Origin of the sequence: Synechococcus sp. MVIR-18-1 (genome assembly GCF_014279835.1) — a bacterium.
Classification (GTDB): domain Bacteria; phylum Cyanobacteriota; class Cyanobacteriia; order PCC-6307; family Cyanobiaceae; genus Synechococcus_C.
This window is the reverse complement of sequence record NZ_CP047942.1, coordinates 2,317,666-2,342,949: the sequence shown is the minus strand read 5'-3', so window position 1 is coordinate 2,342,949 and position 25,284 is coordinate 2,317,666. Positions and strand designations below refer to the sequence as shown.

23 protein-coding genes are annotated in these 25,284 nt (G+C 56.1%); 9 read left to right on the top strand and 14 right to left on the bottom strand.

All coding sequences use genetic code 11. The features are described from left to right. Positions 1–4 precede the first annotated feature (4 nt). Complete coding sequence (locus SynMVIR181_RS12615; protein ID WP_186590685.1) at positions 5–616, top strand: TVP38/TMEM64 family protein; 612 nt, start codon at positions 5–7, stop codon at positions 614–616. Between the two features lie 341 nt (positions 617–957). Here SynMVIR181_RS12615 and SynMVIR181_RS12610 read toward each other — a convergent pair whose 3' ends face one another. From SynMVIR181_RS12610 to SynMVIR181_RS12600, 3 genes are all read right to left on the bottom strand, one after another. Further along, complete coding sequence (locus SynMVIR181_RS12610; protein WP_186589469.1) at positions 958–2,085, bottom strand: TIGR00341 family protein; 1,128 nt, start codon at positions 2,083–2,085, stop codon at positions 958–960. Between the two features lie 131 nt (positions 2,086–2,216). Further along, positions 2,217–4,316 carry an NAD-dependent DNA ligase LigA gene (gene ligA, locus SynMVIR181_RS12605; protein WP_186589468.1) on the bottom strand — a complete coding sequence of 700 codons (2,100 nt, stop codon included), beginning with the start codon at positions 4,314–4,316 and terminating at the stop codon, positions 2,217–2,219. A 10-nt stretch (positions 4,317–4,326) separates the two neighbouring features. Continuing rightward, positions 4,327–4,746 (bottom strand): hypothetical protein, encoded by a 420-nt coding sequence (locus SynMVIR181_RS12600; protein WP_186524123.1) that lies wholly within the window; start codon positions 4,744–4,746, stop codon positions 4,327–4,329. A gap of 98 nt (positions 4,747–4,844) precedes the next feature. Between SynMVIR181_RS12600 and SynMVIR181_RS12595 the strand changes: the two genes are divergently transcribed. From SynMVIR181_RS12595 to SynMVIR181_RS12585, 3 genes are all read left to right on the top strand, one after another. Beyond that, on the top strand, positions 4,845–5,393 hold the full coding sequence (locus SynMVIR181_RS12595) for a SprT family zinc-dependent metalloprotease (RefSeq protein WP_186590684.1): 549 nt from the start codon (positions 4,845–4,847) through the stop codon (positions 5,391–5,393). Between the two features lie 106 nt (positions 5,394–5,499). Continuing rightward, positions 5,500–6,033 carry an RNA helicase gene (locus SynMVIR181_RS12590; RefSeq protein ID WP_186524121.1) on the top strand — a complete coding sequence of 178 codons (534 nt, stop codon included), beginning with the start codon at positions 5,500–5,502 and terminating at the stop codon, positions 6,031–6,033. Positions 6,034–6,091: 58 nt separating this feature from the next. Then, a complete protein-coding gene (locus SynMVIR181_RS12585; RefSeq protein ID WP_186524120.1) occupies positions 6,092–6,613 on the top strand; it encodes a DUF1269 domain-containing protein in 522 nt (173 codons plus the stop codon). Here the strand turns inward: SynMVIR181_RS12585 and SynMVIR181_RS12580 are convergent, their stop codons facing one another. From SynMVIR181_RS12580 to SynMVIR181_RS12540, 9 genes are all read right to left on the bottom strand, one after another. After that, positions 6,614–7,048: a hypothetical protein gene (locus SynMVIR181_RS12580; protein WP_186589467.1), complete on the bottom strand. Its 435-nt coding sequence runs from the start codon at positions 7,046–7,048 to the stop codon at positions 6,614–6,616. Between the two features lie 87 nt (positions 7,049–7,135). After that, on the bottom strand, positions 7,136–7,735 hold the full coding sequence (locus SynMVIR181_RS12575; RefSeq protein WP_186590683.1) for a chorismate lyase: 600 nt from the start codon (positions 7,733–7,735) through the stop codon (positions 7,136–7,138). A gap of 513 nt (positions 7,736–8,248) precedes the next feature. Continuing rightward, entirely contained in the window at positions 8,249–8,815 is a 567-nt protein-coding gene (locus tag SynMVIR181_RS12570; RefSeq protein WP_255444526.1) for a M23 family metallopeptidase, read from the bottom strand. A gap of 138 nt (positions 8,816–8,953) precedes the next feature. Beyond that, a complete protein-coding gene (locus SynMVIR181_RS12565; protein WP_255444317.1) occupies positions 8,954–9,664 on the bottom strand; it encodes a DNA polymerase III subunit beta in 711 nt (236 codons plus the stop codon). Between the two features lie 24 nt (positions 9,665–9,688). After that, the gene (gene mnmG / locus SynMVIR181_RS12560; protein WP_186589465.1) at positions 9,689–11,638 is read right to left on the bottom strand and encodes a tRNA uridine-5-carboxymethylaminomethyl(34) synthesis enzyme MnmG; all 1,950 of its coding nucleotides are present in this window, start codon (positions 11,636–11,638) and stop codon (positions 9,689–9,691) included. Between the two features lie 237 nt (positions 11,639–11,875). Beyond that, positions 11,876–15,079, bottom strand: coding sequence for an Ig-like domain-containing protein (locus tag SynMVIR181_RS12555; RefSeq protein WP_186589464.1), 3,204 nt, complete (start codon positions 15,077–15,079; stop codon positions 11,876–11,878). 142 nt (positions 15,080–15,221) lie between these two features. Further along, positions 15,222–16,637, bottom strand: a complete 1,416-nt coding sequence (dnaB, locus tag SynMVIR181_RS12550) for a replicative DNA helicase (protein WP_186589463.1) — start codon at positions 16,635–16,637, stop codon at positions 15,222–15,224. 61 nt (positions 16,638–16,698) lie between these two features. Further along, a complete protein-coding gene (rplI, locus tag SynMVIR181_RS12545) occupies positions 16,699–17,157 on the bottom strand; it encodes a 50S ribosomal protein L9 (protein WP_186589462.1) in 459 nt (152 codons plus the stop codon). Positions 17,158–17,199: 42 nt separating this feature from the next. Continuing rightward, the gene (locus SynMVIR181_RS12540; protein ID WP_186524110.1) at positions 17,200–18,132 is read right to left on the bottom strand and encodes a fatty acid desaturase; all 933 of its coding nucleotides are present in this window, start codon (positions 18,130–18,132) and stop codon (positions 17,200–17,202) included. Between the two features lie 81 nt (positions 18,133–18,213). On the opposite strand from SynMVIR181_RS12540, the gene SynMVIR181_RS12535 reads away from it, so the two are divergent. Next, a complete protein-coding gene (locus tag SynMVIR181_RS12535; protein WP_370593855.1) occupies positions 18,214–18,936 on the top strand; it encodes a hypothetical protein in 723 nt (240 codons plus the stop codon). Here SynMVIR181_RS12535 and SynMVIR181_RS12530 read toward each other — a convergent pair. Next, positions 18,924–19,787 (bottom strand): acyl-CoA desaturase, encoded by an 864-nt coding sequence (locus SynMVIR181_RS12530; protein WP_370586593.1) that lies wholly within the window; start codon positions 19,785–19,787, stop codon positions 18,924–18,926. The two genes, SynMVIR181_RS12535 and SynMVIR181_RS12530, sit on opposite strands and share 13 nt — an antisense overlap. A 164-nt stretch (positions 19,788–19,951) precedes the next feature. Between SynMVIR181_RS12530 and SynMVIR181_RS12525 the strand changes: the two genes are divergently transcribed. The 4 genes from SynMVIR181_RS12525 to SynMVIR181_RS12510 all read left to right on the top strand — a co-directional run bounded on the left by SynMVIR181_RS12525 (position 19,952) and on the right by SynMVIR181_RS12510 (position 25,035). Next, positions 19,952–21,256: a methionine gamma-lyase family protein gene (locus SynMVIR181_RS12525; RefSeq protein WP_186589460.1), complete on the top strand. Its 1,305-nt coding sequence runs from the start codon at positions 19,952–19,954 to the stop codon at positions 21,254–21,256. Between the two features lie 20 nt (positions 21,257–21,276). Next, on the top strand, positions 21,277–21,666 hold the full coding sequence (gcvH, locus tag SynMVIR181_RS12520; protein WP_186525673.1) for a glycine cleavage system protein GcvH: 390 nt from the start codon (positions 21,277–21,279) through the stop codon (positions 21,664–21,666). A 68-nt stretch (positions 21,667–21,734) separates the two neighbouring features. Further along, positions 21,735–24,671, top strand: coding sequence for an aminomethyl-transferring glycine dehydrogenase (gene gcvP, locus SynMVIR181_RS12515; RefSeq protein ID WP_186589459.1), 2,937 nt, complete (start codon positions 21,735–21,737; stop codon positions 24,669–24,671). Positions 24,672–24,765: 94 nt separating this feature from the next. Continuing rightward, positions 24,766–25,035 (top strand): hypothetical protein, encoded by a 270-nt coding sequence (locus SynMVIR181_RS12510; protein WP_186589458.1) that lies wholly within the window; start codon positions 24,766–24,768, stop codon positions 25,033–25,035. Between the two features lie 12 nt (positions 25,036–25,047). Here the strand turns inward: SynMVIR181_RS12510 and SynMVIR181_RS13375 are convergent, their stop codons facing one another. After that, entirely contained in the window at positions 25,048–25,254 is a 207-nt protein-coding gene (locus SynMVIR181_RS13375) for a hypothetical protein (protein WP_255444316.1), read from the bottom strand. Positions 25,255–25,284 lie beyond the last annotated feature (30 nt).

Below are 25,284 nucleotides of genomic sequence, written 5' to 3'. Positions count from 1 at the left end.
GGGAATGTCCTGGTTTGAGCCATTGATGCTCTGGCTGCGCTCTCCTTTGGGCGGACTGGTGTTCATCCCGCTTTATGCGGTTTGGGTGACGCTGTTGCTTCCAGGGGTCTGGGCTTCGATGTTGGCTGGAGCTCTTTATGGCACTTGGTGGGGGAGCCTGATTGTGTTTGTGGGGGCCAGTCTCGGTGCAGAGGCAGCGTTTTTGCTCGGCCGATATTGGTTGCGGGATTGGACGAGCAAGCGTCTGATGCAGTATCCAAAGCTTCAGGCTGTGGAGCGGGCCGTGAGCCGGGAGGGGCTCAAACTTGTGCTTTTAACGCGTCTATCTCCAGCGTTTCCGTTTTCGTTATTGAATTTGGTTTACGGCCTCAGTGAGGTGAGCTTGCGTGATTACAGCATCGGTTTAATTGGCATCATTCCCGGCACCATTTTGTTTTGTGCGTTGGGCGCGCTGGCCGGCGATGCCGCGCGTTTTGGTGAGGTGCTCGCTGGAGAAGCTTCAGCACAGGGCTGGATTCTGCGTGTAGTGGGTATTTTGGCCACCGTTGCGGTGGTTTGGTTGGTCGGGCGCGCAGCAAAACGGGCTCTGTCGGATGAACAAACCAACTTTTCTTAAAACACGATTGAATCGCTTATCAATTGCTGCTCAGCAGGAAATCATGAGTTGAACAATAAGATTGCCGGTTTAATTCTCTGCCTAGAAGCATCAAGATAGGTATAGGTAAATATACGATTTCTTTGATGACTTCAATTTTTTGAGGTTGATCTGTTTGCGGGAGTGAGGTCTTCAGTCTGGGTTTGGAACTTGAAGGTCTCTTGCTGCAGCAATCAGGACAAACCATCCGAGACGAAGCTTTGCTGTGATGCCGTTGCGAGAGGCCAAGTCGACATACTTAGCTCGACCACACTCTGTTTTGATCCATTTAAAGATGGTCGGACGAGCTTTCTCTGAATTGTTCATTGCCTTGATGGAAGCTCTGAGATACCGCTGAATTTGTTGATCTGATTGGGAATCACACTGATCGTGATCTTGGCGTCATCGAGGTTGAACTCTTCTTTGGCGCTGCTGACCATGGTTCCGGAGAGTTCATTGGCCAATTCTTCGCTGAGAATACCTTTTGGCGCACTGAAGACAAGATCCACGGTGGCCTTGTTGTTGAGCACCCGTACATTGCTGAACAGCAGTCTCACCCTCTGCCATAGATAGGGGTTCTTGCTGGTGATCTTGAGCTGATTGATCTGACCTGCTTTGAAGGTGTCGAACCTGCTGACAATTTCTTGCTTGATGCTGAAGTCGTGCAGAGCCGAAGACAGGGGGATGCACAACAGACCAAGCAGAGCCAGACACACCAGCAGATTGCGCCAGCACTGAATGATGCTTCCGTAGCGCTGAACGAGAAAGATGAACAGGCTTGCCACCGTGATCCCGATCAGGTTGACCAGAAACAGCAGAAAGGAGCCTTCAGAGATCTGATTGGTGATACCGGCCACGGTGCCGCGACCGAACACCGCCACCACCTCATTGCCCATGCTCAGGCCGATACCGCAGACGCACAGTGGTGGAACCAACGCCACGGCGATTGCGACGCCGGCAAGAGAATTGGAGAGCCGTTCGCGGGTCATGCTGAAGGACCCGGCCACCGCTGCGGCCACGGCCACTCCAAGGTCAATCAGGTTGGGCGCCGTGCGAGACGTCATCTCCCGATTCACTTCACTCACATCTAGCAGTGATGAAAGCAGTGCTGCTGTGGCGATCACGCTGATCACTCCAATCACCACCGTGAGCATCGAGCGTTTCGCCAGCTGGTTGTTGCTAATCGAGAGGCCGAAAGCGAGGCTGAGGATCGGATCCATCAGCGGCGCCACGATCATCGCTCCGATCACCACCGCCGTGCTGTTGGCGATCAGTCCCAGCGTGGCGATCACCGCTGCGCAAAGCAGCAGCACGAAGAATCCAAGTGAGGGCTTCGATGAAGCGATTCGGGCCTGGTAGAGCTCCTTCGGTGGGATCCGGTTCTCGAGGTTGATTTTCCATTCACCGGACAGGCTGTCCAGAACGCTTCGACGGGGAGATGAGGAGTCCACTGGTGCTAGACGCTGGACATAACTGCCTATTCAGTCTCCTTCATCACAACCATTAGGTGGATGCATCGATGACGTGGCGGATCTCATCCGAGATCTCCATTGAAATGCTGGATGAGCTGCCGCAGCGGTTGTCAGGTTTCGGTGGATTTAAGCAAGGCGATCAGCCCCGCTTCATCGATCACATTGAGGCCCAGTTTGTTGGCCTTCTCCAGTTTGCTGCCGGCCTCTTCTCCAGCGAGCACGAAGGATGTCTTTTTGCTGACGGAGCCACTGACCTTGCCACCTGCGGCTTCAATTAATTCTTTCGCTTGAGTGCGGCTCATGGTGGGAAGTGTGCCGGTGAGGACCACGGTCTGCCCGGAGAGCACCCCGATCGTGCTGTTGCGGCTTGCCAAGTCTTGGCGCTCTTGCTCACTAGTGGCAAGCGAGAGACCCACGTCTTGAAGCTGCTGAATCAGCTTCTGATTGGCTCCGGTGTTGAACCATTGCTGCAGGCTCTGATTGATCTCAGAACCAATGCCATGCAGCTCGCTGATCGCTTCAGGGTGATCAATGGCTGTTTGAGCAAGCGTGTCGACGTCTGGGAATGCTGCTGCGAGGGCTTTTGCGTTGACCTCGCCCACATGGTGGATGCCGAGCCCATAGAGCTGGCGTGCCCAGGGCTGGGCACGGGATGCCTCTATGGCTGTTACGAGGTTCTCGGCGCTTTTCTCACCCATTCGTTCCAGGCTGCTCAGCAGTGCGGCGTCTAGGCGATAGAGGTCGGAGATCGCGTGCACGAGCCCCCTCTCCACAAGTTGTCCGATCAATTTGCCGCCCATTCCCTCTACGTCGAGAGCTCCCTTACTGACCCAGTGACGCAGAGCGCCGCGAAGGATTGCCGGGCAGCTGCTGTTTACGCAGCGGGTTGCGGCTTCACCGCTCTCGCGAACCAGCTCAGAGTCGCAGCTAGGGCACTGATGGGGAAGGTCAAGGGGCTGAGCACCTTCAGGCCTGAGTTCGGGAAGCACTCTCAACACTTCAGGGATGATCTCTCCGGCCTTGCGCACCACGATCGTGTCGCCGCTGTGGAGATCCAGTTCCGCCAGTCGGTCGGCGTTGTGCAGGGTGGCGCGACTGACGCTGGTGCCAGCCAGGGCAACCGGTTCGAATTCGGCCACTGGGGTAATCACGCCGGTGCGCCCCACTTGGTAGGTGAGGCGCACCAGCCGGCTTGGGGCTTCCTCGGCTGGGTATTTCAGAGCAATCGCCCAGCGTGGTGCTTTTTGAGTGAAGCCTGCGGCATCCTGCAGCCGTAAATCGTTGAGCTTCACCACCACACCATCGGTGGCGTAATTGAGCTGCCGGCGCTCTGTATCCCAGGTGTCGAAGAACTGCTCTACCGATTGAAGATCTGGCAATAAACCCGCATTGGGATTCACCTTGAATCCCGCATCGCCCAGCCATTGCAAGGCATCCCATTGCGTGAGCGGCCTGCGTCCTTGCCAATCGTCTGGCAGCTGAAGCGTGTAGGCAAAAAAGTCCAGCCGTCTTGAGGCCACAACGCTTGGATCCAGTTGGCGCAACGTTCCAGCGCAGGCATTGCGGGGGTTAGCAAACAAAGCTTCGTCGCGGCTTAGGCGTTCGTTGTTGATCGCATGAAAGGTGGCATCGGGGATGAAGGCCTCCCCACGCACTTCCACCCAGGCTGGTGCCGGTTCGAGGTGCAAGCGCAAGGGAATGGAGCTGATGGTGCGCACGTTGGCGGTGATCTCTTCTCCCTGTTCGCCGTCCCCGCGCGTCGCGGCTCGAACGAGTACGCCGTTTTCGTAGCTCAGGGCGAGAGCGTTGCCATCGATTTTGAGTTCTCCCACCATGGCCAGGGCCGGAGGTGGAGCTCCTTCTGCTGGTGCGCGGTCAAGCACCTTGAGCAACCGGCCATACCAGCCGTGGAGCTCGTCACGGTTAAACGCGTTGTCGAGGCTGAACAGGGCAATCCTGTGGCGCACACTCCTGAAACCTTCCGCTAGGCGCCCACCCACTCTCTGGGTGGGGCTATCTGGGCTCACCAACGTTGAATCTTGGTGCTCTAACGCTTGGAGCTCCCTGTAGAGCTGGTCGTAGACCGGATCTTCCATCTCCGGAGCGTCGAGCACGTAATAAGCGTGAGCAGCGCGATTGAGCAGGCGCCGCAACTCCTCCGCTCGCGCTTGAGAGCTGCTCGACGATTTCAGCGGCTGCGAGCTGCTCAACGCCTTGTGCTCAGCTGTTCACAGCGACGATGCGCTCGATCTTCCAGGAATCATCCGACTTGATAAACGTGAAATCCAGAGGCATTTCCTCTTTGTCTTCTGCGATCAACTTCACGGTCAGGATGATGTTGCCTTCCTGCAGCCTCGGGCGACCAGATTTGAGATTGCGGAAGCGATTTAGCTTCAAACCCGCCAGATAACGAATGAACTGCTGACGGCTCACATGCTGGCGATAGTTTTTGGTGGTGAGCAAGTAAGCAGCATCGATCCTGCCCGCTGCCACTTGCGTGAAGAACTGCTTGATCAGCGGATTGATCCCACGGGCGCTCAGTACGAGCTTCACCGCCGTGAATGTCCAGTAGAGGAGCAGCGCTCCACCCCCGGCTAATAAAGCCTTGCTACCGATCTCGCGAACCAAGCCCAGTTCCATCGGATGCATCCGAATAAGTGCAGATTCTGACTGACCGGATGCAGGAACGAGGCAGACTGAGCCGGCTTTCGTCCTGTTTGGCTTCTTTCGCAGTCCCCATGCCCCTCGAGCCCCTGCTGCCGTTGTTTCACAGGCTCAATCGAGAACACTTTGATGGCTGCCTTGTGCGGGGCACGGGCCCGCTGGTTGCTTTGCGTTGGAGTGATGGGCGGATGCGAAAGACGGCAGGCTTTTATCGCCGCGGACCGGCGGTGGCTCCCCCGCTTGGACGGGAGATTGTGCTCTCAAAACCCTTGCTGGAACCCTTGCCTCGCTGCGCCACCGAGAGCACTCTTTGTCATGAAATGATTCATGCCTGGGTGGATTTGGTGTTGGGTCAACGGGAGGGGCATGGCCCTTGTTTTCGGGCTCAGATGGAGGTGATTAATGCCTCTCAATCCCGGTTCAAGGTGAGCATTCGCCATCGTTTTCCGGTTCAGCAGACCCCCCCTCGCTGGATTGCTATCTGCCCTATGTGCGGGCAGCGCACGCCATATCGGCGCCGGGTTAGGCAAGCGGCTTGCAGGTTGTGCTGTGATCGGCATCATGACGGTCACTGGCATGTGAGTTGTCTACTCAGTTATGTACCTGCCCCCGCTCAGGATTGAGATGGATTTGTTTCTTTGGGTCCTAGAAGCAGGTGGGGTGTCGATCGCGCTAATCGGTTGGCAACGGGAGCGTTGGCTGCAGCAGCGTCGTCGTTAAGGTCGGAGGATGGATGGACGTTTTCAACCGCGGCAGCGCAGTCAGGGGCAGCGCAGTCAGGACTCTGGTGATCGGCGATTGGATCAGTGGCTTGAAACCGGTCGTCAGCTGGTGGATGGTGTGGCTGGCACGCGACCTGGTCGACGGTCTGCCGGTGGCGGGCGTCCCTCAATGGATCTCGAAACAGTGGGTCGCTGGGTCGGCGACAAGATCGATTGGCTGATGGACGAAGAAGAAGACTGGAGGGATCCGGTTGAACCACCCCTGCGGACTGAATCGCCTGCCGCATCCAGTCGTAAGCGGCCTCTCGATGCGATCTCACGGCGGCAAGGTGTTGGGCAGCAGATTGTGGCGCCCGTACCTGAGCCTCAGCCCGCCTACGGCGAGGATGACAACGGCTGGCCCGATGACGAAAGCTTTCGTGTGGAGCGCTGGTCCCGTTCTGCAGCGCCCCCAGCAATCACGCCAGCGCCTCAGCCTGTGTCCCGTGGCCCTGGCCCATCCAGACGTCCATTACCTCGCTCCAGCAGGCGACGAGACTGATCACGAGACTGATCGCTGGATCGATTGATCTCTACTCTTTTAAAAACACTCTGTTTGTATGAGCAATTTGGTGGTTGTGGGCTTTCCCAAGGCCCAAGAAGCGGAGGAGGTCCGTCGCGAATTGGTCACGATCCAGCAAGAGCATTTGATTGCGCTTGAGGATGCGGTGGTGCTTGAGCATGGAGAAGACGGCCATGTGCACTTGCGTCAGGCGATCAATATGACGGCGGCTGGAGCCATGGGCGGAAGCTTCTGGGGGTTGTTGATCGGTTTGTTGTTTGCCAATCCTTTGTTGGGTCTCGCTGTTGGTGCCGGTGCTGGTGCTGCCTCGGGTTCGCTTAATGACATGGGCATCAACGACAACTTTTTGAAAGAACTCGCGGAAACCCTGCCGAAGGGCAGTGCTGCTTTGGCGTTGTTAGTGAGGGATGCCACGCCCGATCGTGTGATCGAGCGCTTGCGTCGCCATGCGCCCCACGCCCGGTTGATCCACACCAACCTCAGCCATACCGATGAAGACTTGCTGAAAGAGCAACTCGAGAAGGCAAAACGGCAGGCTGAAGGCCTCAGGTTGGGCTGACTAGCAGCTGCTGCTCTCCTCAAGACGCTGAACCTGAAAGCGACAGCCTCGATGGCTGAGCTGATGGTTCACGTCGTCAATGAGATCGTTGGGCAGGTCTTCGGCCATTTGTTCGGTGCTCATGGAGATCGAGGCCGATCCTTCTTCCATGGCCTCAAGCAATGTCACCCACTGTGAAACCCGTTCGCTGCGCTTGATCGGACGTTGGCCATGGCTGGAGAGCACGGCAGCGCAGATGTCCGCGTTCCAGCGATTTGAGGGGATGTGGTGATGGCTGTTGTGCTGCTGGGCGGCACCGGCTGTCATCGCAGCTTGGGTTGGATGTCCGCTGTGGTCACGCCATCCTTCATGGTCAAGAACACGGCCGCAATGTCTTGCTGAGAGGCCAAATCTGTGTCCGAGGTCGGAGAGGGTTAGCCACTGGGACGTTGTCATGAAACCATCGCAACTAGCGACATGATCCCGATCGCTAGAGCTGCTGCAAGTTGAAATGCACGAATGTGGCGAAAACGCTCGGTTTCTTCATCTAGTTAGATGAAGAGGCTGGCGTGGAGTAGCCCCTAGCCATTCCTCTAAAGCAGGACTGAACACCTCGCGAATCACCGTGAGCTCTCGTCCTTGACGGAAAAATCGATAATGGCGGCTCCAAAACGGCCCCGAGCAGCCAAACCGGTCCTCAAGCCAGGGTTCTTGCACCAGCGCTAAGCCGTCCACTTCGCGAAAGAGCTCGGAGCGCCCCTGGGTGAGGCTGAGCCAGATCGGCAGGTTGCGGTCTTGTAGGTGCTGGTTGGCTTCATCCTGGTTCCACCAGCTTTCAGCCCAAGCCAAGGTTTGTTCTCCACAGCTCAACCAGACTTGACGGCGGAGGAGGGGAGGCGTGAGTTCCTTCACCTCGCTGGGGCAACCAAGGGCAGCTTGCCCCTCTGGTTCTTCTGCCATGGCCACTAATTCCACGGACACTGGATGTCCTGTGAGCAGATGCAGGTGACGGGTTGGACTGCCGTCTCCGAGGAGCATCAGTCTCCAAGGGCCGGGTAAATCCCCTGGGTCATCACCGGCCAGAACCGTTGCAGCGGGTGCTTCCCATAAACAGGTGGGAGAGGGACTGAGCTCGGACAACATTGCCCGTCCTGAAGGTGCTGTGGGAGGAGCTTTGCTTTGCAAAAGCTGTTGCACCAGAAAAGTGGGCGCACCCTAACGAGCCTTTCCTACCAGGTTCGCAGCTGGGGCTGGCCTTGCTCAGTACCCACTGAAACGAAGAGCTAGCTCAAGGGCGCCAAGTCCGCAGAGAAAGGTTCCGCCAAGTAATGCAGCTTCTTTAAAAGCACGAGCCATGATCATTAGGGCAGAACCCACGACTAACGCTCCAAAAAATCTAAATGGAATCTCGAGCTCCAATATTGAGACGTGTTTCATGAATCAATCATCAGACGCATTTGCTGCACTGATTTCACTCAACTTCATGAAGTTCGTGTCAGTAAGGCTGAACCCCCCAGCTTTGCTGGGCGAAAGGCAACGTTTCTACACTTTGATTTACCGATCTAAATTCATAAATGTCTAATGAGGGGGCATGGATGCGTTTTTCGATGGGTGCTTTGACTCACGTGTCGTCAGGCTTTCGCTTGATTTCTTCTCTCAACGTCTCGATGCCTGGCGCAGCTGAAGAAGTGGGGCAGGGTCAATCGCCATGAGTTGCCCATTCTTGAGGCGACGGAGCTCGAAATGGAGATGGGCGGTGCTGGCGTAGCCACTTTTCCCTACGTTTCCGATGCGATCACCCGTTTGTACGAGCTGACCGGGTCTGATTCGAGCGCTGAGCAAATGAGCGTAAAGCGTTTGCCAACCATTGCCATGATCCAGCACAACAGTCAGTCCGTATCCAGAGATGGGTTGCACGATCAAGGCTTTACCGGAGAGTGCAGCCAAGACTCCTGTTCCAGCGGGTGCGATCAAATCATGTCCTGTATGTAAGCGCCACTTCTTTCTATGGTCTGAAAATCGCCAACCGTAAGGGCTTACTTCCTGGGCAAGATAGGGGAGTGGATACTTGAGTCTGATCCTCTCTCCACGTTGTATTGGCCACAAGCGTTGAGGCAGCGGCCTTACTTCTGGCCCCAGAAGTGCAAGGTCTGAGACGCTCGTCAGGATTGGCGTATTCCTTGGCTTTGCTGGCTTGGCTTCTACGTTTGTGTTGGCAAGCATTGCGCTCAGCAGCAATACGGCGAATGTCTGTCGATGCACCGGCTGGAACCACAATGAGCTCGTTGTATCTCTCATTCGAGAGAATGCAACTCTGCTATTTATCCGACAATTGGCAGAATTGGGATTGAATCTTTCTATCTAGAAGGCGCCGCCGATCGAGAGGGATTGGCGTTCACCATTGCGTTCAATCACGGCACCAGTGCTGGAAAGGCTGAGCAAGGACCAGCCACTGTTGCCGATGCTTTCGCCAGGGGTGGCAGAGAGTGATTGATTGTCTAATTGGAAGATGGCCGATCCCCCCACTTCGGCGTGTACAACTCCCACGAGAGCGGGCTGGCTCATAGGCGCTGGCGCTGCAGGACCTGCCTCTGAGCTGGAGAGGGAGGCGCCGGATGGGGCTGTGATTGGCGCAATCGCTGCACTGAGCGGCAGCGTGAGTGGTTCGAGGCTGGGCAGTGTGGCGACTGTCTCAGGTTCTGCTTCAGATTCAGTTGCTTTTGGAGGTGCAGAGGGTGAGGGGATGGCGCGTGCTTTGAGCTTTTCAGTGAGAGCCAGATTGCGCTCGCGGTAGAGGGCTTGCTCGGAGAGCTGCCAGCTGCGTGCCAACCATGCACTACAGAGCAGGGCGCCGAGTGTCACACCGATCAGGGTGAGCTGCTGCCACGGCTGAATACTGAGACGCGTTATTGGCAGGGGTGCCGCAATGGGATTGTTGGCTGGATCTGGTGCCGGCTCCACTTGAATGTCAACGGCCTTCAGCGAGGGTTCCGCTGCGTGGAACACCTGATCCATCACCTGTTCAGCGCGCAGATTCCAATACGCCGTGGATGTGGAGAGGCGAGAGGGCACTGCAAACCTTTTGTTGAAGCAAAGTTATCGAGAGTTGGCGCCGCTGGCGAGACCCTCACTCTTTTGGGATCGGCGTTTTTGCAGCTCGAGCCAAAGCAGCAGGGCGGTGAGATCTGCTGGGCTGACGCCAGGAATATGGGTGGCCTGGCCCAACGTGGTGGGTTGAATGGCCGTGAGCTTTTCGCGCGCCTCCCGCGACAAGGTGCCGATGCTGGCGTAATCGAGATCGGCGGGGAGTTTGCGCAGGCTTTGGCGTTTCACTTGATCGATCTGTTGTTGCTGGCGCTGCAGGTAGCCGCTGTATTTAATGTCGATTTCCGCGCCCTCCCGCACCGCTAGGGGAAGTGCGGGATCGGCCAGGCCATGGCGCACGAGATCAGAGCTGTGGACCCCTGATCGACGCAATAGGTCCGCGAGTGTGATCGAGCCTCTGATCGGAGCCCCGCTTTCTTTCTCAATGGTGGGGGCGACTGGGTCGCTGACTTTGAGGCGAACCGTCTCAAGGCGCTGTTTTTCGTTGTCCATGGCCTGGAGCTTGTCGTTGAACAGCTGCCAACGCCGGTCGTCAATCAGTCCAAGCTCACGGCCCAGGGGGGTGAGACGCCGGTCGGCGTTATCACCACGCAACACCAAACGGTATTCACTGCGGCTGGTCAGCACCCGGTAAGGCTCGCGCAAGTCTTGGCTAACCAGATCGTCGATCATCGTGCCGATGTAGCTGTTTTCCCTGGGGAAGTGCACGGGCTCCTGATCTCCGATCAGTCGGGCGACGTTGAGGCCAGCCACCAGGCCTTGGGCCGCGGCTTCCTCGTAGCCAGTGGTGCCGTTAAGTTGCCCGGCACTAAACAGACCGCGTACCCGTTTGGTTTCCAGGGAGGGTTTGAGTTGGGTGGCTGGCAGGTAGTCGTAATCCACGGAATAGGCCGGCCGAAGCATCACGCAGTGCTCCAAGCCAGGGAGGGTGCGCAGCAGGTCCAGTTGGATCGTTTCAGGTAATCCCGTAGAAAAGCCCTGCACGTAAATCTCTGGGGTGTCGCGTCCTTCTGGCTCGAGGAAGATTTGGTGGGATTCTTTGTCGGCAAAGCGCACAATCTTGTCTTCGATCGAGGGGCAATAGCGCGGACCTTTGCTATCGATGATGCCGCCGTAAATCGCAGTGAGATGCAGGTTGTCTTTGATCAGTTGATGGGTTGCCGCTGTGGTGCGGGTGATGTGACAGCTCATCTGTTCGCCGCTGGCCCAGGCCGTTGGGTCAAACGAAAAGAAGCGATCAGCGGCATCGCTTGGTTGCGCTTCCAATTGGTCGAGCGCAATGCTGCGGCGATCAACGCGGGCAGGGGTGCCGGTTTTGAGTCGATCGGTGTGGAAGCCCAGCTGCTTCAAGGCGTCGGTTAGACCTTCAGCAGCCTGTTCGCCAGCGCGCCCGGCAGACATCGATTGATGGCCCACCCAGATGCGACCGCCAAGGAAAGTGCCAGCGGTGAGCACCACGGCTTGGGCGCCGTACACACTGCCGAAGTAAGTACGAATCCCTGTGATTCGTGCCTGGCCGGCTTGCTTTGGATCCCCATCCACTTCCAAGCCGGTCACCATTGCTTCGCGCAGGGCCAGGTTGGGGGTGTGATGCAGCAGCTTCAGCATCTCCCGGGAGTAATGGCGTTTGTCGGTCTGGGCACGCAGGGCCCAGACGGCAGGGCCGCGGCTGGCGTTGAGTACTCGTTTTTGAATGGCTGTGGCATCGGCAAGGCGTCCGATCACGCCACCGAGGGCATCCACTTCATGCACGAGTTGGCTTTTGGCCGGACCACCAACGGCGGGATTGCAGGGCTGCCAGGCGATTCGGTCGAGATTGAGGGTGAATAGGGCGGTATTCAGCCCCAAGCGAGCAGCCGTAATAGCTGCTTCACAACCGGCATGACCGCCCCCTACGACGATCACGTCGAAGACTTCGGTGGGGGCAGTGCTGACGATCATCAGTTCATTATCCCAATCATCTGGTGGGACAGTGAGTGGCTGAAGTCTCTGCCTGCACAATTAATGACTGATTTTGCGCAACTCACTTTAAACTTAAATGCGCTTTGGTCTTTGGAAGAATCTGTCTTGGTAAAAGATTCTGTTAGTAGGTAGAGCTAGGAATGGAGAGTTAGGGGCTAGGCGAATCGTTAATTTGAATCTATGCCGCATTTGCTTATCAGTCTTGCGGCTTCATCCTTAAAAATAACAATCAGTGGCCTGGCTCATTTGAGCTAATAGTAGTGAGCTAGCGCTTGCGTAATCTTGACTGCTGTTAACTAAGTGGAAATCTGATTCACTCCCGATTCCATTCAAATGATTGGCCTCAATCGGTTTTGTTTGGAATGTAGAAGTTTGCTGATGTTTGTTATTTTGATCTATGGATTGATTTGAGGGAGGAATGTCTGATTGAAATCTCTCAATGCTGTTTAGGGCAAAACTTATAAAGACGACCGCTGGGAAAGATATGATTCGTAGAATCGTAAACATAGGGCTTAGCTCTTCGTGAACAGTTATTCTTTCGACGTCTAAGTTGACAAGATCTTCTTTAGGGTTTTCGGCGCGTTTGATTTCTGTTGATGCTTGCTTGATTGACTTTTCTGAGTTGTTGAAAATTGCTGAATCTTGCTCTTTGCCCGTGTATCCGCCTTCTTGGCTTGCTATGGCAATAAGTTTAAATCTTTCGTCTTTGGTTGATACCCTTAAGGATTCTGGCGAGAATGTAACTTTTTGAGGTATATTCCAATTTTCTGATGTGAAATATAATTCATCACTTGAGAGTATTCCCTGGAGCGAGTCTGGTGCTTTTAAGGAAACTTTGACGCCGCTGGTCGGCGCACCTGTGAGGACTACAAAAAATGTGTCATTCGTAGATGCATCATGTTGAATGATGCTGTCGTCTAATGTCGAGCAGAAAGAATTGGCAATAATTCTTACTCCTCTTTCTTGGCCAGTTCCGCCGTCGCTAGGTGGATTGGGGATTTGGCCGCCACCGCCACCGCTATCTCCCAGTAATGAATTGTATTGTGCAAATAATGTCTTTGGCTGAAATTCATAATAATTCGTTAGTATGTCTGAGCCAAATGTAGAAAGTAATTGATTGCTCTCTTTATTCGTTATGGTAGGTATTGGCGTGGCTGTGCTCGTTTGACCTGAATCAAAGGATTCATTTAAATCTTTAGGGGTTGTGATTTTTTCTTTCTGAGAATTCTCGGTTTGCTCAATTGTGATGCTGTTGGTGTCAATGGTGAGGGTGACAGTGTTATTGGCATCGGATTCGTCTTGGTTGTTGTCGCCAGCACCATCAGAGAATTTGTCATTGGCGACGTGAATCACTCCTTCGGAAGTGCTGTCAGCTGTTGGCGTGAAAGTGGCGGAATAGGAGGTGCCAGAGCCAGAGAAGTTTGAGAGTTCGCCGCCGTTAACGGTGATATCTGATTCGATGAAGTTGGTTGATGTTTCTGAAAGGGTGAAGGAGATCGCAGCGGTCTCGCCAGCTTTTAGCGAGGAGACATCAGAGCTGATGGCAATTTTGGGCCGAACGTTGTCAACATTTACCGTGACATTTGCAGTGTTGCTCTCTGTTGAGTCAGAGGCTTTTACCGTTAAAATATGTTGGTCGTCTGTTTCGTAGTCAAGTGATTGACCGGCTGCGATAAAGATTTCTCCGGTATTGCTGTCGATCGAAAAAATGCCATCTGGATTACCTGCTGTAATTGAATAAGTGATGGTTTCAGATTCGATATCTGTATCATTGCCAGTTGAATCTTCATCTGTGTCATGAAAAATTGTTCCAGCTGCAGTGTCTTCGTCTAGTGTGTAAGTTGCGTCCGAGATTGATGGAGCATCGTTTTCACCAACGATAGTGAATTCAACGCGTACTGTGTTGCTGTTGTTGGTTCCATCGTTAACACGAATGTCATAGCCAATGACAAGATCTTGCCCGGCAGGTATAAAATCAAGATCTGCCGAAGCAGGGTTATAAGTCCATGTTATTGGAGTCCATGATCCTCCCCACGTCTGGGAAGTAGGAGATATGGACATTGCGCCATCTGCTGTCAGGGCATTGGCTGAAGCCGGTAATGTGTAAGAGCTTCCATTAAGAGTAATAATTGGGTCGCCAACAATTGAAGCAGTGATTGTTCCTGAATTGTCGGAGTCGCTGACAGTTAGGCTTCCCGTCTGGCTTGCAATATCTTGACTCGAAGCATCATCTAATTCGTTAACGCTTGCGGTTGCAGCGTTGTTAGCTTTTGGTGCATCATAAATAATTTTATGAATGAGGTAGTCATTGTCAAATCCATTTGCTGTGAACTCAATTTTATCGAATCCATATCCATCATCACTTGAAAGAGTGACGTCTGGATCTATTTGATCAGTTTCGCCATCAACAGCTCCAGTTTTTACTAAAACTCCATCTCGATACATTTTGTAAATGCCATCTCCCTCTACATCCGCAAGCCAGGAAGTGGCAAAGCCAATTTCAGGAACAATCTCATCGAATTCAAGTGTTATTTTTTCCGATAATCCTGAAGAGTTGTGATACCCAAGTTCTCGTGTGTCGCCACTAGCAATGTCTCCTGTTACCCCGAATCCCTTTACTGATGGCGCATCTACTATTGAAATGTGGCTGGTCGATGCTGAAGACAGGCTGATATTGCCGGCTCCATCGTCAACTAGAGTCTGCGCTGAGACTGTTAAGCCAGGCGGTGGCGATGATAAGTAAGCAGATATTGTGTCTACGGATATAGTTATTTCTTCGTAGCTTGAAGCGGCTTTTCCTAAAAACGGCGCTGCAAACAATGAATTTTCCCATTGCCTGAGTTGCTTCTGTCCGATTAGCTCTTCGAGCGAAGCTATCCTTCCTACTCCGTTGGAAATATTTGGGTGCTCTCTGCTGATTCTAGATTTGCTGGTATAAACCTCAGCCTCTGTGCAATCTTTTAGAGCTGTTATTAGCTTCGCATTGAGTCCTGCTTCGCAGCTCCATAAATAAATGGCTTCAAGTTTCCAGCTTTGAAGGAGCTGGGCTGACTTCTCTAAATATTGTTTCGTGAGTAATGTATTGCCGAGCTTGATATCGCCATTATTGCCGTGGGCAATAATGTGTAGTTCGCTTGTTTCTATTCCTGCTTGATTTCTCTGCCTTAATTGATTTGATATTTCATGGATCGGATCACCTTGGATCCAGGTGATCTGTTCATTCAGACCTTGGAGCCAGTCAACATCGTTAATGTTGTGATTGGTCGCAACGAGACGGCTTGTTTGTCTTCGTCGGTGATCTGATTCGCTGTCTTTCGGCGTCTTGAGGTTGCTTGATGTGCGCTGAGCCGCGCAGACCGTCTTTTGGTTTCCCCCCGCAAGGGCATTGTTGCCTTTTAACAGTGCGGAGGTTGAGGGCAAGGTCTCATTGGCTTCTCAGCTCATTCTCAGAAAGGTTGCCGCAAGGTGTATCCCCCAAATGGGGGAAGACGTCTTTTTTTGCACGATTCGGATCAAACCAGTCGATGAGCTGAAATCCTTCTTTGAGAGCGGCTCGATTGGATTACGCCGCCAGGTTGCGGAAGCGGGTGAACTGCGGTTCGAACAGCAGTTTTACGGTGCCCACTGGTCCGTTGCGGTGCTTGGTCACGATTACTTCGGTGATGCCTCGGTCTGGGGTTTCAGGGTTGTAGTACTCGTCGCGGTAGATCATCAACACCAGGTCGGCGTCTTGCTCAATCGAGCCTGATTCGCGTAGGTCGCTGAGCATCGGTCGTTTGTTGGTGCGTGATTCCACCCCGCGGCTGAGCTGAGAGAGGGCGATTACCGGCACGTTCAGTTCGCGGGCCATGCCCTTGAGGCCCCGCGTAATCCGCGAGATTTCCTGGACGCGATTGTCTGGGGTTGATCCTTCCATCAGCTGCAGGTAATCAATCACCACCAGGCCCAGTTCTTTTCCCTGTTCGGCCATCAGCCGCCGGCAGAGAGAGCGCATCTCGAGCACCCCTGAGTTGGGCTTGTCATCGATGTACATCGGTAATTGCCCCAGGGTGTTGATGCCTTGGCCCAGCAAGGGCCATTCCTCCTGTTGCAGACGGCCGGTGCGCAGTCTTCCCGCTTCGATGCCAACCTCCATCGAGAGCAGCCGGTAGGTGAGCTGTTCTTTGCTCATCTCCAAGCTGAACATGCACACCGGGAGGTTGTGCAATTGCGCCACGTTTTTGGCGAGGTTGAGCACGATCGAGGTTTTGCCCATCGCTGGGCGGCCCGCCACGATGATCAGGTCACTGCGCTGCAGGCCTTGGGTCATCGCATCCAGGTCGTAGAAGTTCACCGGAATGCCTGCCACCGAGGTGCCAAGTGACCGGCTTTCGATCTCGTTGAAGGTGCTGGTGAGGATTTCGGCGGTGGGCGTGAGGCCTTTGGATGGTTTCTCCTGGCTAATCGCAAAAATCTTCTGTTCGGCTTGATCCAGCACCTGTTCCATCGGCAGGCTTTGGTCAAAGCCCAGCTGAATTACCTCATTGCCCGAGCGGATCAGCTGCCGGCGCAGGAACTTATCCATCACCAGCCTGGCCACCTGTTCGATCGAGGCCGTGGAGGCCACCCGTTCCACCAGCTCCACCAAGCGGCCGCTACCGCCAACCTTCTCGAGCGATCCCGTATCCGCCAGCCAGGCGGTCATCGCCGTGAGATCTGTGGGTTTGCCCTGGCTATGGAGCATCACCGCGGTGCGGAAGATCTCCCGGTGGGCTCCTAGATAAAACGCCTCAGGTTGGAGCACGTCGGCAACCCGGCTGATCGCATCGGGATCCAACAAGATCCCACCCAAAACCGCTTCTTCCGCTTCCAGGTTCTGGGGCGGAAGCGAGTCGGGGAGGGCTTCGAAATTGGGCTCATCGCGTTGACGGCCCTTGCCGTAGCCCCGCTGTCCCCCACCTTCACTCGCGCTGTGATCGGGTTGGGAGACACTCGCCATGGAAGTGATTTGGCGCCGTTAAGTCATCACACTCTGGCTGGCCGTGAGGCCATGCCAAGCATCAATAGCTAACAACTTCGAGATTGATTTCTGCTGTGACTTCGCTGTGCAGCTTCACGTGCACCTTGTAGGAGCCCGTGCGGTGGATATCGGGAACGGTGATATCGCGGCGATCCACTTCTTTCTTGGTGGCTGCTTCGATCGCTTCGGCGACATCGCCATTGGTCACGGTGCCAAACAGCACGTCGTCTCCACCGGTTTGCTTCTTCACGGTGAAGCGCCCGATCGTGTCGAGGGCGGTGCGGAACGCCACAGCGTCCTGCTTGAGGGTGGCTTGACGCTCGGCCTCTTTCGCCCTGCGGTGCTCCACCTGCTTCATCACCGCTGGGGTGACGGGAACAGCTTTTCCGAAGGGAAGCAGGAAGTTGCGGGCGTATCCGGGGGCAACGTCAACCAGATCGCCATTGCGGCCCAGGCTGAGGATGTCCTCATTGAGTACGACTTGTACGCGCTTGGCCATGGCGATTTAGAAGAGGTTGACGATGAGAAGCGATTGCGAAGTTTACGACGCGACCGGTAGGCGAACCTTGGTGGCGAGCCCTAAGGCGCGCATCAAGCGGATGTGTTCCCAGGTGAGATCGATCTGACCAGGCTGCATGCCATGGCGTGCGGAATGGGGGAAGGCGTGATGATTGTTGTGCCAGCCCTCACCGAAGGTGAGCGCTGCGACCCATTTGTTATTGCGTGAGGCATCACCGCTGTCGAAGACAACATTGCCCCAGCAATGGGTGGCGGAGTTCACAAGCCAGGTGACGTGATACACGACCACTAAGCGCAAGGGAATTCCCCACAACACCAGGGCCCAACCGCCGGCGCCTGTCGCGGTGCCGATCCAGAACAACAGCAAGCCAAGGGGGAGCTGGAGCCAGAGGAAGTGGGCATTCAGCCAGCGGTAATAGGGATCGCCCACAAGATCGCCGGTGAGACGGGGCACCGCAGGCATGGCCTCGATCGGGTGGAACATCCAACCCATGTGGCTCCACCAGAAGCCGCGATGGCTGTTGTGATGATCCGCATCTGTATCGGAAAACTTGTGGTGATGCCGGTGCAGCCCCACCCAGTCGATCGGGCCGTGTTGGCAGCTCAGGGCGCCGCAGGTTGCGAAAAATCGTTCCAGCCACTGCGGTAGGCGGAAGGATCGGTGCGTGAGCAGGCGGTGATAGCCAAGGGTGACGCCGAGGCAGGCCGTGACCCAGTACAGAACCAGCAGGCTGGTCACAGCAGGCCAGCTCCAGAAGCCAGGCAGAAGGGCCACGACCGCGAGGGCGTGGATCACGATCATGAATCCAATCGTGACGGAATGCTGGTGATTTTTAGGGCTGGCCGCAGGCTGTCCCTTGCGTGGACGATGAAGAAGTCTTGCTTGAGCTGCTGCCAGGTGCGAAGCTGCCGGCCGACTGGGTGGCGACGGAGTTCTGATCGTGCTTGAAACCATGCCTAATCCGCTTGATGTCCATAAACTACACCCAATAAGGATCCGTATCAAGTGACCAAGGGGGAAGCCGTTTCTGATCGTGTGACCAAGGGTTACCGGGATCGGCTCGATGAGGGCCGTCGGGCGATGGCGCACTTGATCCATGTCTGGCACGAGCGCAATGGCTGGTCTCACAAGGTGTTGCCAGCCCTCGCTGATGCCCTTGATCTCGGCCGTGTTCACAACTCCCAAATCTCGAACTTGCGCAACGGCAAGCTCGCCTCTCCCGGCCCCGAGGTGTTTCTGGCTCTCGGGCAGGCCAATGCGATCCTCGATGCAGGCTTGGATCCGATCCAAGAGCATCTCGCCGAGGTGCATCCCGATCTGCTCAAGGTGCTCAAAGTGAGCGCTGTGCCCGTGATCAGTGCCAACGGCAAGCCGTTGGGGGCAGGCCAGTTATTGGAGATTTTTGTAGGCCTTGCCCCTTTGCCACCGGGTTTCGATTGGCGCATTGATCCGATGGAAGCGGCCGCTTTGAGTGCAGCGCTCGCCGATTGCCTCTGCCGAGGGCAGTCCTGGCGTCAGTGTCGCGATCAATTGATGAGCGCCTATCCGGTTGGCAAAACCCAACGGCGTGAACGCTTCGCTGCCGTCATGGCCGGTCTGCGTGATTACTCAGCTGAGGAGCTTGATGGGGAGTTTCTCGATCTCCACGCCACCTATCTCTCGCTGGATGGTCAAAACGGGGCGACGCCAGCCGCATTTCTTGATGAATTGCGGCGTCGCCTCCCCTTTAAGGCAACCCTGAGCGATCAGCCGGAATAGCGGGCTTGGCGCACTTTGCGGGTGAGTCCGAGTCTGCGCAGCAGGCGGATGTGCATCCAGGTGATGTCAAATTCGAACCAGCGCAAGCCGTGGCGCGCGCTATCTGGATAGGCATGGTGGTTGTTGTGCCAGCCCTCTCCAAAGGACAGCACCGCCACCCACCAGCAGTTGCGTGACAGATCAGGACTGTTGAAGTTCCGGTAGCCAAACGCGTGAGTGGCGGAATTCACCAGCCAAGTCACGTGATACACCACAGCAAGACGCAAAGGGATGGCCCATAGAACGAGGCCAACACCACCTCCGTGAATTCCTGCGGCCTCTCCGTACCAATACAGCGCTAATCCCAGTGGGATTTGAAGCACTAAAAACCAGCGGTCGAGCCACACGTAGAAACGATCGTTCAGAAGATCGCCCGCATAGCGATGCTTTTCTTTGAGAGCAGGAATGTCATGCAGCATCCACTCGCTGTGACTCCACCACAGGCCCCGTCCTGCATCGTGATGATCATTGGGCTGATCGGAAAAGCGGTGATGGTGGCGATGGAGAGCCACCCAATCGATCGGTCCGCTTTGGCAGGCCAGCGTGCCCATCACAACGAGAACCCGCTCCAGCCAGCCGGGCACTTCAAAGCTGCGGTGCGCCACAAGCCGGTGCAGGCCGAGGGTGACGCCAAGCACGGTCATCCAATACAGAACGCCGAAGGCAACTAACCCCTGCCAGCTCCAAAAGCGTGGGAGTAAGGCCACCGTTGCCAGCACGTGGATCACCACCATGAAGCTGGTGGTCCCACCTTTAAGGCGGCGCTGTGTTGAGGGGAGCGTCTGACGCGGGGCCATCACAGCTGCGCGCATGCGCAGCTCGCGTTGGGTGCTGGCGTCAGCCGGGGTGGATGTAACCAAAAGAGTCTCCTTGCACCGGTTCTAGAGATTCAGACGACGAGAAATCGGCGAATCTTGAGTCGGCTGGAAGATGCGAATGTAAAAGAACTGAGCACAAAAAGTGCGAATAAGGACAGATGGATTCAAATCCTGGGGATGGCGCAACGGATGCTGCGAGCGCTGAGCAGTGGGCAAAAGCGCGCATTCGGCAAGCGAGAGATCGGCTCAGGCCCATGGCAGAGCAACGCACGGCGGGCGTGTCGGTGCGCTTGGAAAAGGTGCTGAATGCCTTCGCTGCTGAGCGCGTTGGGACCCAGCATTTCGCGTCTGTAAGTGGTTATGGCCATGGCGATCAAGGGCGAGAGGTGCTCGATCGCGTGTTTGCCAGGGTGCTGGGTGCTGAAGCCGCGGCAGTGCGACTTCAATTTGTGAGTGGCACCCATGCGATTGCCGCCGCTTTGTTCGGGGTGTTGCGCCCTGGAGAGCGGATGCTCTCGATTACGGGTCGTCCTTACGACACCCTTGAAGAGGTGATTGGTCTGAGGGGAGAGGGGCAGGGCTCTCTCCGGGACTTCGGAGTGCACTACGAGGAACTTCCCCTGCTCAACTCTGGAGCGGTCGATGAGGCTGCATTGGATGCGGCGTTAGAAACCCCCCGCCGGCTGGTGTTGATTCAGCGCAGCTGTGGCTACAGCTGGCGGCCATCGCTCTCCATCGACACGATTGAACGCCTTTGTGAGCGCATTCATCAGCGGCAGCCCGATTGCGTTTGTTTCGTCGACAACTGTTATGGAGAGCTGGTGGAAGAGCGGGAGCCTCCTGAGGTCGGTGCCGATCTGGTGGCCGGCTCACTCATAAAAAATCTCGGTGGCACAATCGCTCCCGCCGGCGGTTACGTGGCAGGTAGAGCCTCGCTGGTGGAACAGGCTTGTTGCAGGCTCACGGCTCCAGGGATTGGGAGCGAGGGCGGCAGTGGTTTTGACCTGCATCGCCTGCTGTTGCAGGGCTTGTTTCTTGCGCCGCAGATGGTGGCGGAAGCCTTAATTGGTGCTGATTTGGTGGCGGCTGTGTTTGCTGATCTGGGCTATCCAGTGCAGCCCTCTGCAGGGGAGCCACGCAGTGACCTGATTCAGGCGGTGCAGATCGGAGACCCAGACGCTTTGAAAGTGATTTGTCGGGCCTTCCAGGGGATCTCGCCAGTGGGGTCCTATCTCGACCCGGTGCCAGGGCCGATGCCTGGTTATGTCAGTGATTTGGTGATGGCCGGCGGCACCTTCATCGATGGCAGCACCAGTGAATTTTCGGCAGATGCTCCCCTGCGAGAGCCCTTCAATCTTTACGTGCAAGGCGGAACCCATCGCGCCCATGTCGAACTGGCACTGATCAAGGCCCTTTGCGCGTTGCGGACGGCAGGTTGGGTTGATCTGGCGCAGACTGGGTGACAACCGCATCTCCTGGCCCGATGGCCTTCGACTTTCCCGACCAGTTTCGGTTCGCCGACAGTCATGAATATGTCCGGCAGGAAGCGGAGCTCGTGCGGGTTGGCCTGAGCGCCTACGCCGTGGATCAGCTCGGCGACATTGTGTTTGTGGATGTGCCTGAGCTGGGGTCTGAGCTCAGCCGCGGAACCAGCTTTGGAACGGTGGAATCGGTGAAAGCCGTTGAGGAGATGTACGCGCCGATTACGGGCGAAGTGGTGCAGCGCAATGAAGCGGTGTTGGCCAATCCTGAGGAGCTTCAAAACGATCCTCATGGGGAGGGTTGGCTCTTGGTCATCCGCCCGTCAGATCCAGCCCAGATTGGGGAGTTGATGGATTCAGCGACCTACTCCGCCAAGGTGGCGGCTGCCTAACCGAGGCTTGATTAGGCCGTCAATGCCGCGGGGACTTCCTTACAGTCGCTGTCCCTGCACCCGGCCTTTTGACCTTGCTTGAACAGCGTGTGTCTGACGCGTCGGTGGCAGAGACCCTGTCTCCATTCGTGAGCCGGCATGTCGGACCCGGGGATCAGGCGCAACAACGGATGTTGAAGGCGCTGGGATTTGAGGATCTCGATTCCTTTCTGCGTGCGGTTGTTCCGGCCAATATTTTTGATGCACTTCCTCCTGTTGAGGACCTTCCCCGAGGGTGTACGGAAGCCAGTGCTCTGGCGGAGCTGCGTGGCTTGGCTGACGCCAATCAGCTCAGGCGATCGCTGATTGGTCTTGGTTACTACGACACCGTGACGCCAGCGGTCATTCAGCGTCAGGTGCTCGAAAACCCCTCTTGGTACACGGCCTACACGCCCTACCAAGCTGAAATCGCTCAGGGTCGCCTGGAAGCGTTGTTCAATTTCCAGACCCTGATCAGTGAGCTCACTGGCTTGCCGATCGCTAACGCCTCGCTCCTCGATGAAGGCACTGCCGCGGCAGAAGCGATGGGCCTGAGCTTTGCCGCCTGTCGCCGGCCGCAGGCCAAGCGCTTTTTGGTGGACGCAGCTGTGTTGCCCCAGACCTTGGCCGTGTTGCAAACCAGGGCCCTACCGATTGGGGTGGAGCTGGATGTGGTGGAGCCCGAGTCGTTCCGCTGGGGAGACGATGTCTTTGGGGTGTTGCTCCAATTGCCAGGACGTTGTGGGCGGCTTTGGGATCCCTCCGCCTGCATCGCTGCTGCCCATGACAGCGGTGCCCTTGTCACCGTCGCGGTCGACCCCCTGGCCCAGGTGTTGCTTGCACCCGTTGGTGAGCTGGGCGCCGACATCGCTGTTGGCAGCACCCAGCGTTTTGGAGTGCCCATGGGCGGTGGCGGTCCCCATGCCGCCTTTTTTGCCACCCGCGATGCGTTTCGCCGCCAGGTGCCTGGCCGGATTGTCGGCCAGTCTCGCGATGCTGATGGCCAGCCAGCGTTTCGGTTGGCCTTGCAGACCCGCGAGCAGCACATCCGACGCGACAAAGCCACGAGCAATATTTGTACGGCCCAAGTGCTGCTGGCTGTGATGGCGTCGTTTTATGCCATCCATCACGGCCCTGAAGGGCTGGAAGCGATGGCTCACAAGCTTGTGGCACTACGCCTTCAGCTTGAACAGGCGGTGCGTCAGTTGGGCTATTCGCTTGAGGCCACGCCTCGTTTTGACAGTTTTGATGTCTACGGATCGATGGCTCCCCAGGTCCATCGCCTGGCAGCACGCGAAGGCATCAATCTCCGTGTCTTGCCGGACGGAGCCTCATTCGAGACGGCTAAGGGCTTTGGAATCAGCCTGGATGAACTCTCGGATTCGGACGAAATCAAGCGTCTCATCGCGGTTTTGGCACAAGCGGTGGAGGCTCCAGTCCCAACGGATCTCGGTGAGCTGAGCACGGATGCTCCTTTAAGTGGCGTTCCCTCTCGCCAAGCGCCCTGGCTTCAACAGTCGGTGTTTCACCGTTACCACAGTGAAACCGAGCTGATGCGCTACATCCAGCGATTGGTGAGTAAGGATCTTTCCTTGGTGCACGGAATGATTCCCCTGGGGAGTTGCACCATGAAGCTCAATGCGGCTTCTGAGCTTGTGCCTGTGAGTTGGCGGGAGTTTGCGGCGATGCATCCCTTCGCTCCGCTCGAGCAGCAGCAGGGGTCCCAGCGGATGGTTCAAGACCTCTCAACCTGGTTGGCGGCACTCACAGGTTTTGCCGGTGTGTCGCTCCAGCCCAATGCCGGATCGCAGGGTGAATACGCAGGTCTGCTTGTGATTCGCGCCTGGCATCGCTCCCGCGGCGAGGCGTCTAGAAATGTGTGCTTGATTCCAACGAGTGCCCATGGCACCAATCCAGCGAGCGCCGTCATGGCGGGCATGCGCGTGGTGCCGGTGGCCTGTGATGACGAGGGGAATGTGGATGTGGAGGATCTGCGCGCCAAAGCGGAGCAGCACAGCGCATCTCTCGCGGCCTTGATGGTCACCTATCCCTCAACGCACGGCGTGTTTGAGGTGCGGATTCGCGAAATCTGCGCGCTTGTTCATGAGCATGGAGGGCAGGTGTATCTCGATGGGGCCAACTTGAATGCGCAGGTGGGGCTTTGCAGGCCTGGCGCCTTTGGGGCTGATGTCTGCCATCTGAATTTGCACAAGACCTTCTGCATTCCTCACGGTGGTGGTGGGCCAGGGGTCGGTCCGATTGGAGTGGCAGCGCATCTGCTGCCGTTTTTGCCAGGACATCCCCTAATGGACTGTGGTGGAGAGCAGGCCATTCAGGCCGTGTCTGCTGCCCCTTGGGGAAGTGCGGGCATCTTGCCAATCAGCTGGATGTATTTGCGTTTGATGGGCCCTTTTGGCCTGCGTCAGGCCACGGCGATCGCCCTTCTCTCCGCTAATTACTTAGCGAGTCGCTTGGATGCGCACTACCCCGTGCTGTTCCGAGGGGAGAGTGGCCTGGTGGCCCATGAATGCATCCTTGATCTGCGGGGCTTGAAGCGAACTGCTGGATTGGAAGTGGATGATCTGGCGAAACGCTTGATGGACTTTGGCTTTCACGCCCCAACGGTGAGTTGGCCTGTGGCGGGCACGGTGATGGTGGAACCCACGGAAAGCGAGAGCTTGGAAGAGCTGGATCGCTTTTGCGACGCGATGATTGCCATCCGCGCTGAAGCCGCAGCAATCGAAGACGGATCCAGTGATCGGGAGAACAATCCTCTGCGCCGTGCACCGCACACTTTGGCTGCAGTCACAGCGGATAGCTGGGATCGCCCCTATAGCCGGCAGCAGGCTGCATTTCCACTTCCTGAACAGGCCAGCAACAAGTTTTGGCCTTCCGTGGCACGCATCGACAATGCCTATGGCGATCGAAATTTGATTTGCACCTGTCCAAGCGTTGAAGAGATGGCCGAACCCCTTGCAATGCGTTAAGTTCACGGAAATCGGAAATAAACGTTTCGATTCCAACCACGCATGCTGACCTGTTTGCACACTGATCGGCAATTGCTCCGTCTCAGGAGACAACATGAGCAGCGACATTTCCAACATTCACGGTCAAGGAGCGCTAACTCCAACTGCAGCAGGCGATTCTCTTCAGTTGCCTGAGCTCCCCGAGTGCCTCCAGGCAGCATTAGGCAGAGGCCACACTCTCGTGATTGAGGGCACCAACGTGGTGCGTGTTCCTTTTGGAGTGAGGCGTTCCCGTCGCGTACGCCCCGAACGTCCAGAGCGTTGGGCAACGTTGGTGTTGCCATTGCAGCCCCATGGATCTCCAACCCCTCCACAAGCGGCTTAAAACAGTTTTTAATTAGGCAACTTCTCTTAAGTCTTGACTGGTTTCTAGTTTCCAGTCCACAAGGGATTTCGCATCTTCAAGAGAACAAATGGTTGTCCTAAACGGGAGAAGTTGCATTGGGCTTCGTTCTGGCCGAACCAACCAGCTCTGATTCGGTTGTTGCATCAAAATAAATCCGCGGTAGCGCACTGCGAATTGTGGTTTACCAAGGAATCCCATGGATGCTTGGGTTGATGAGTGGTTATGTAC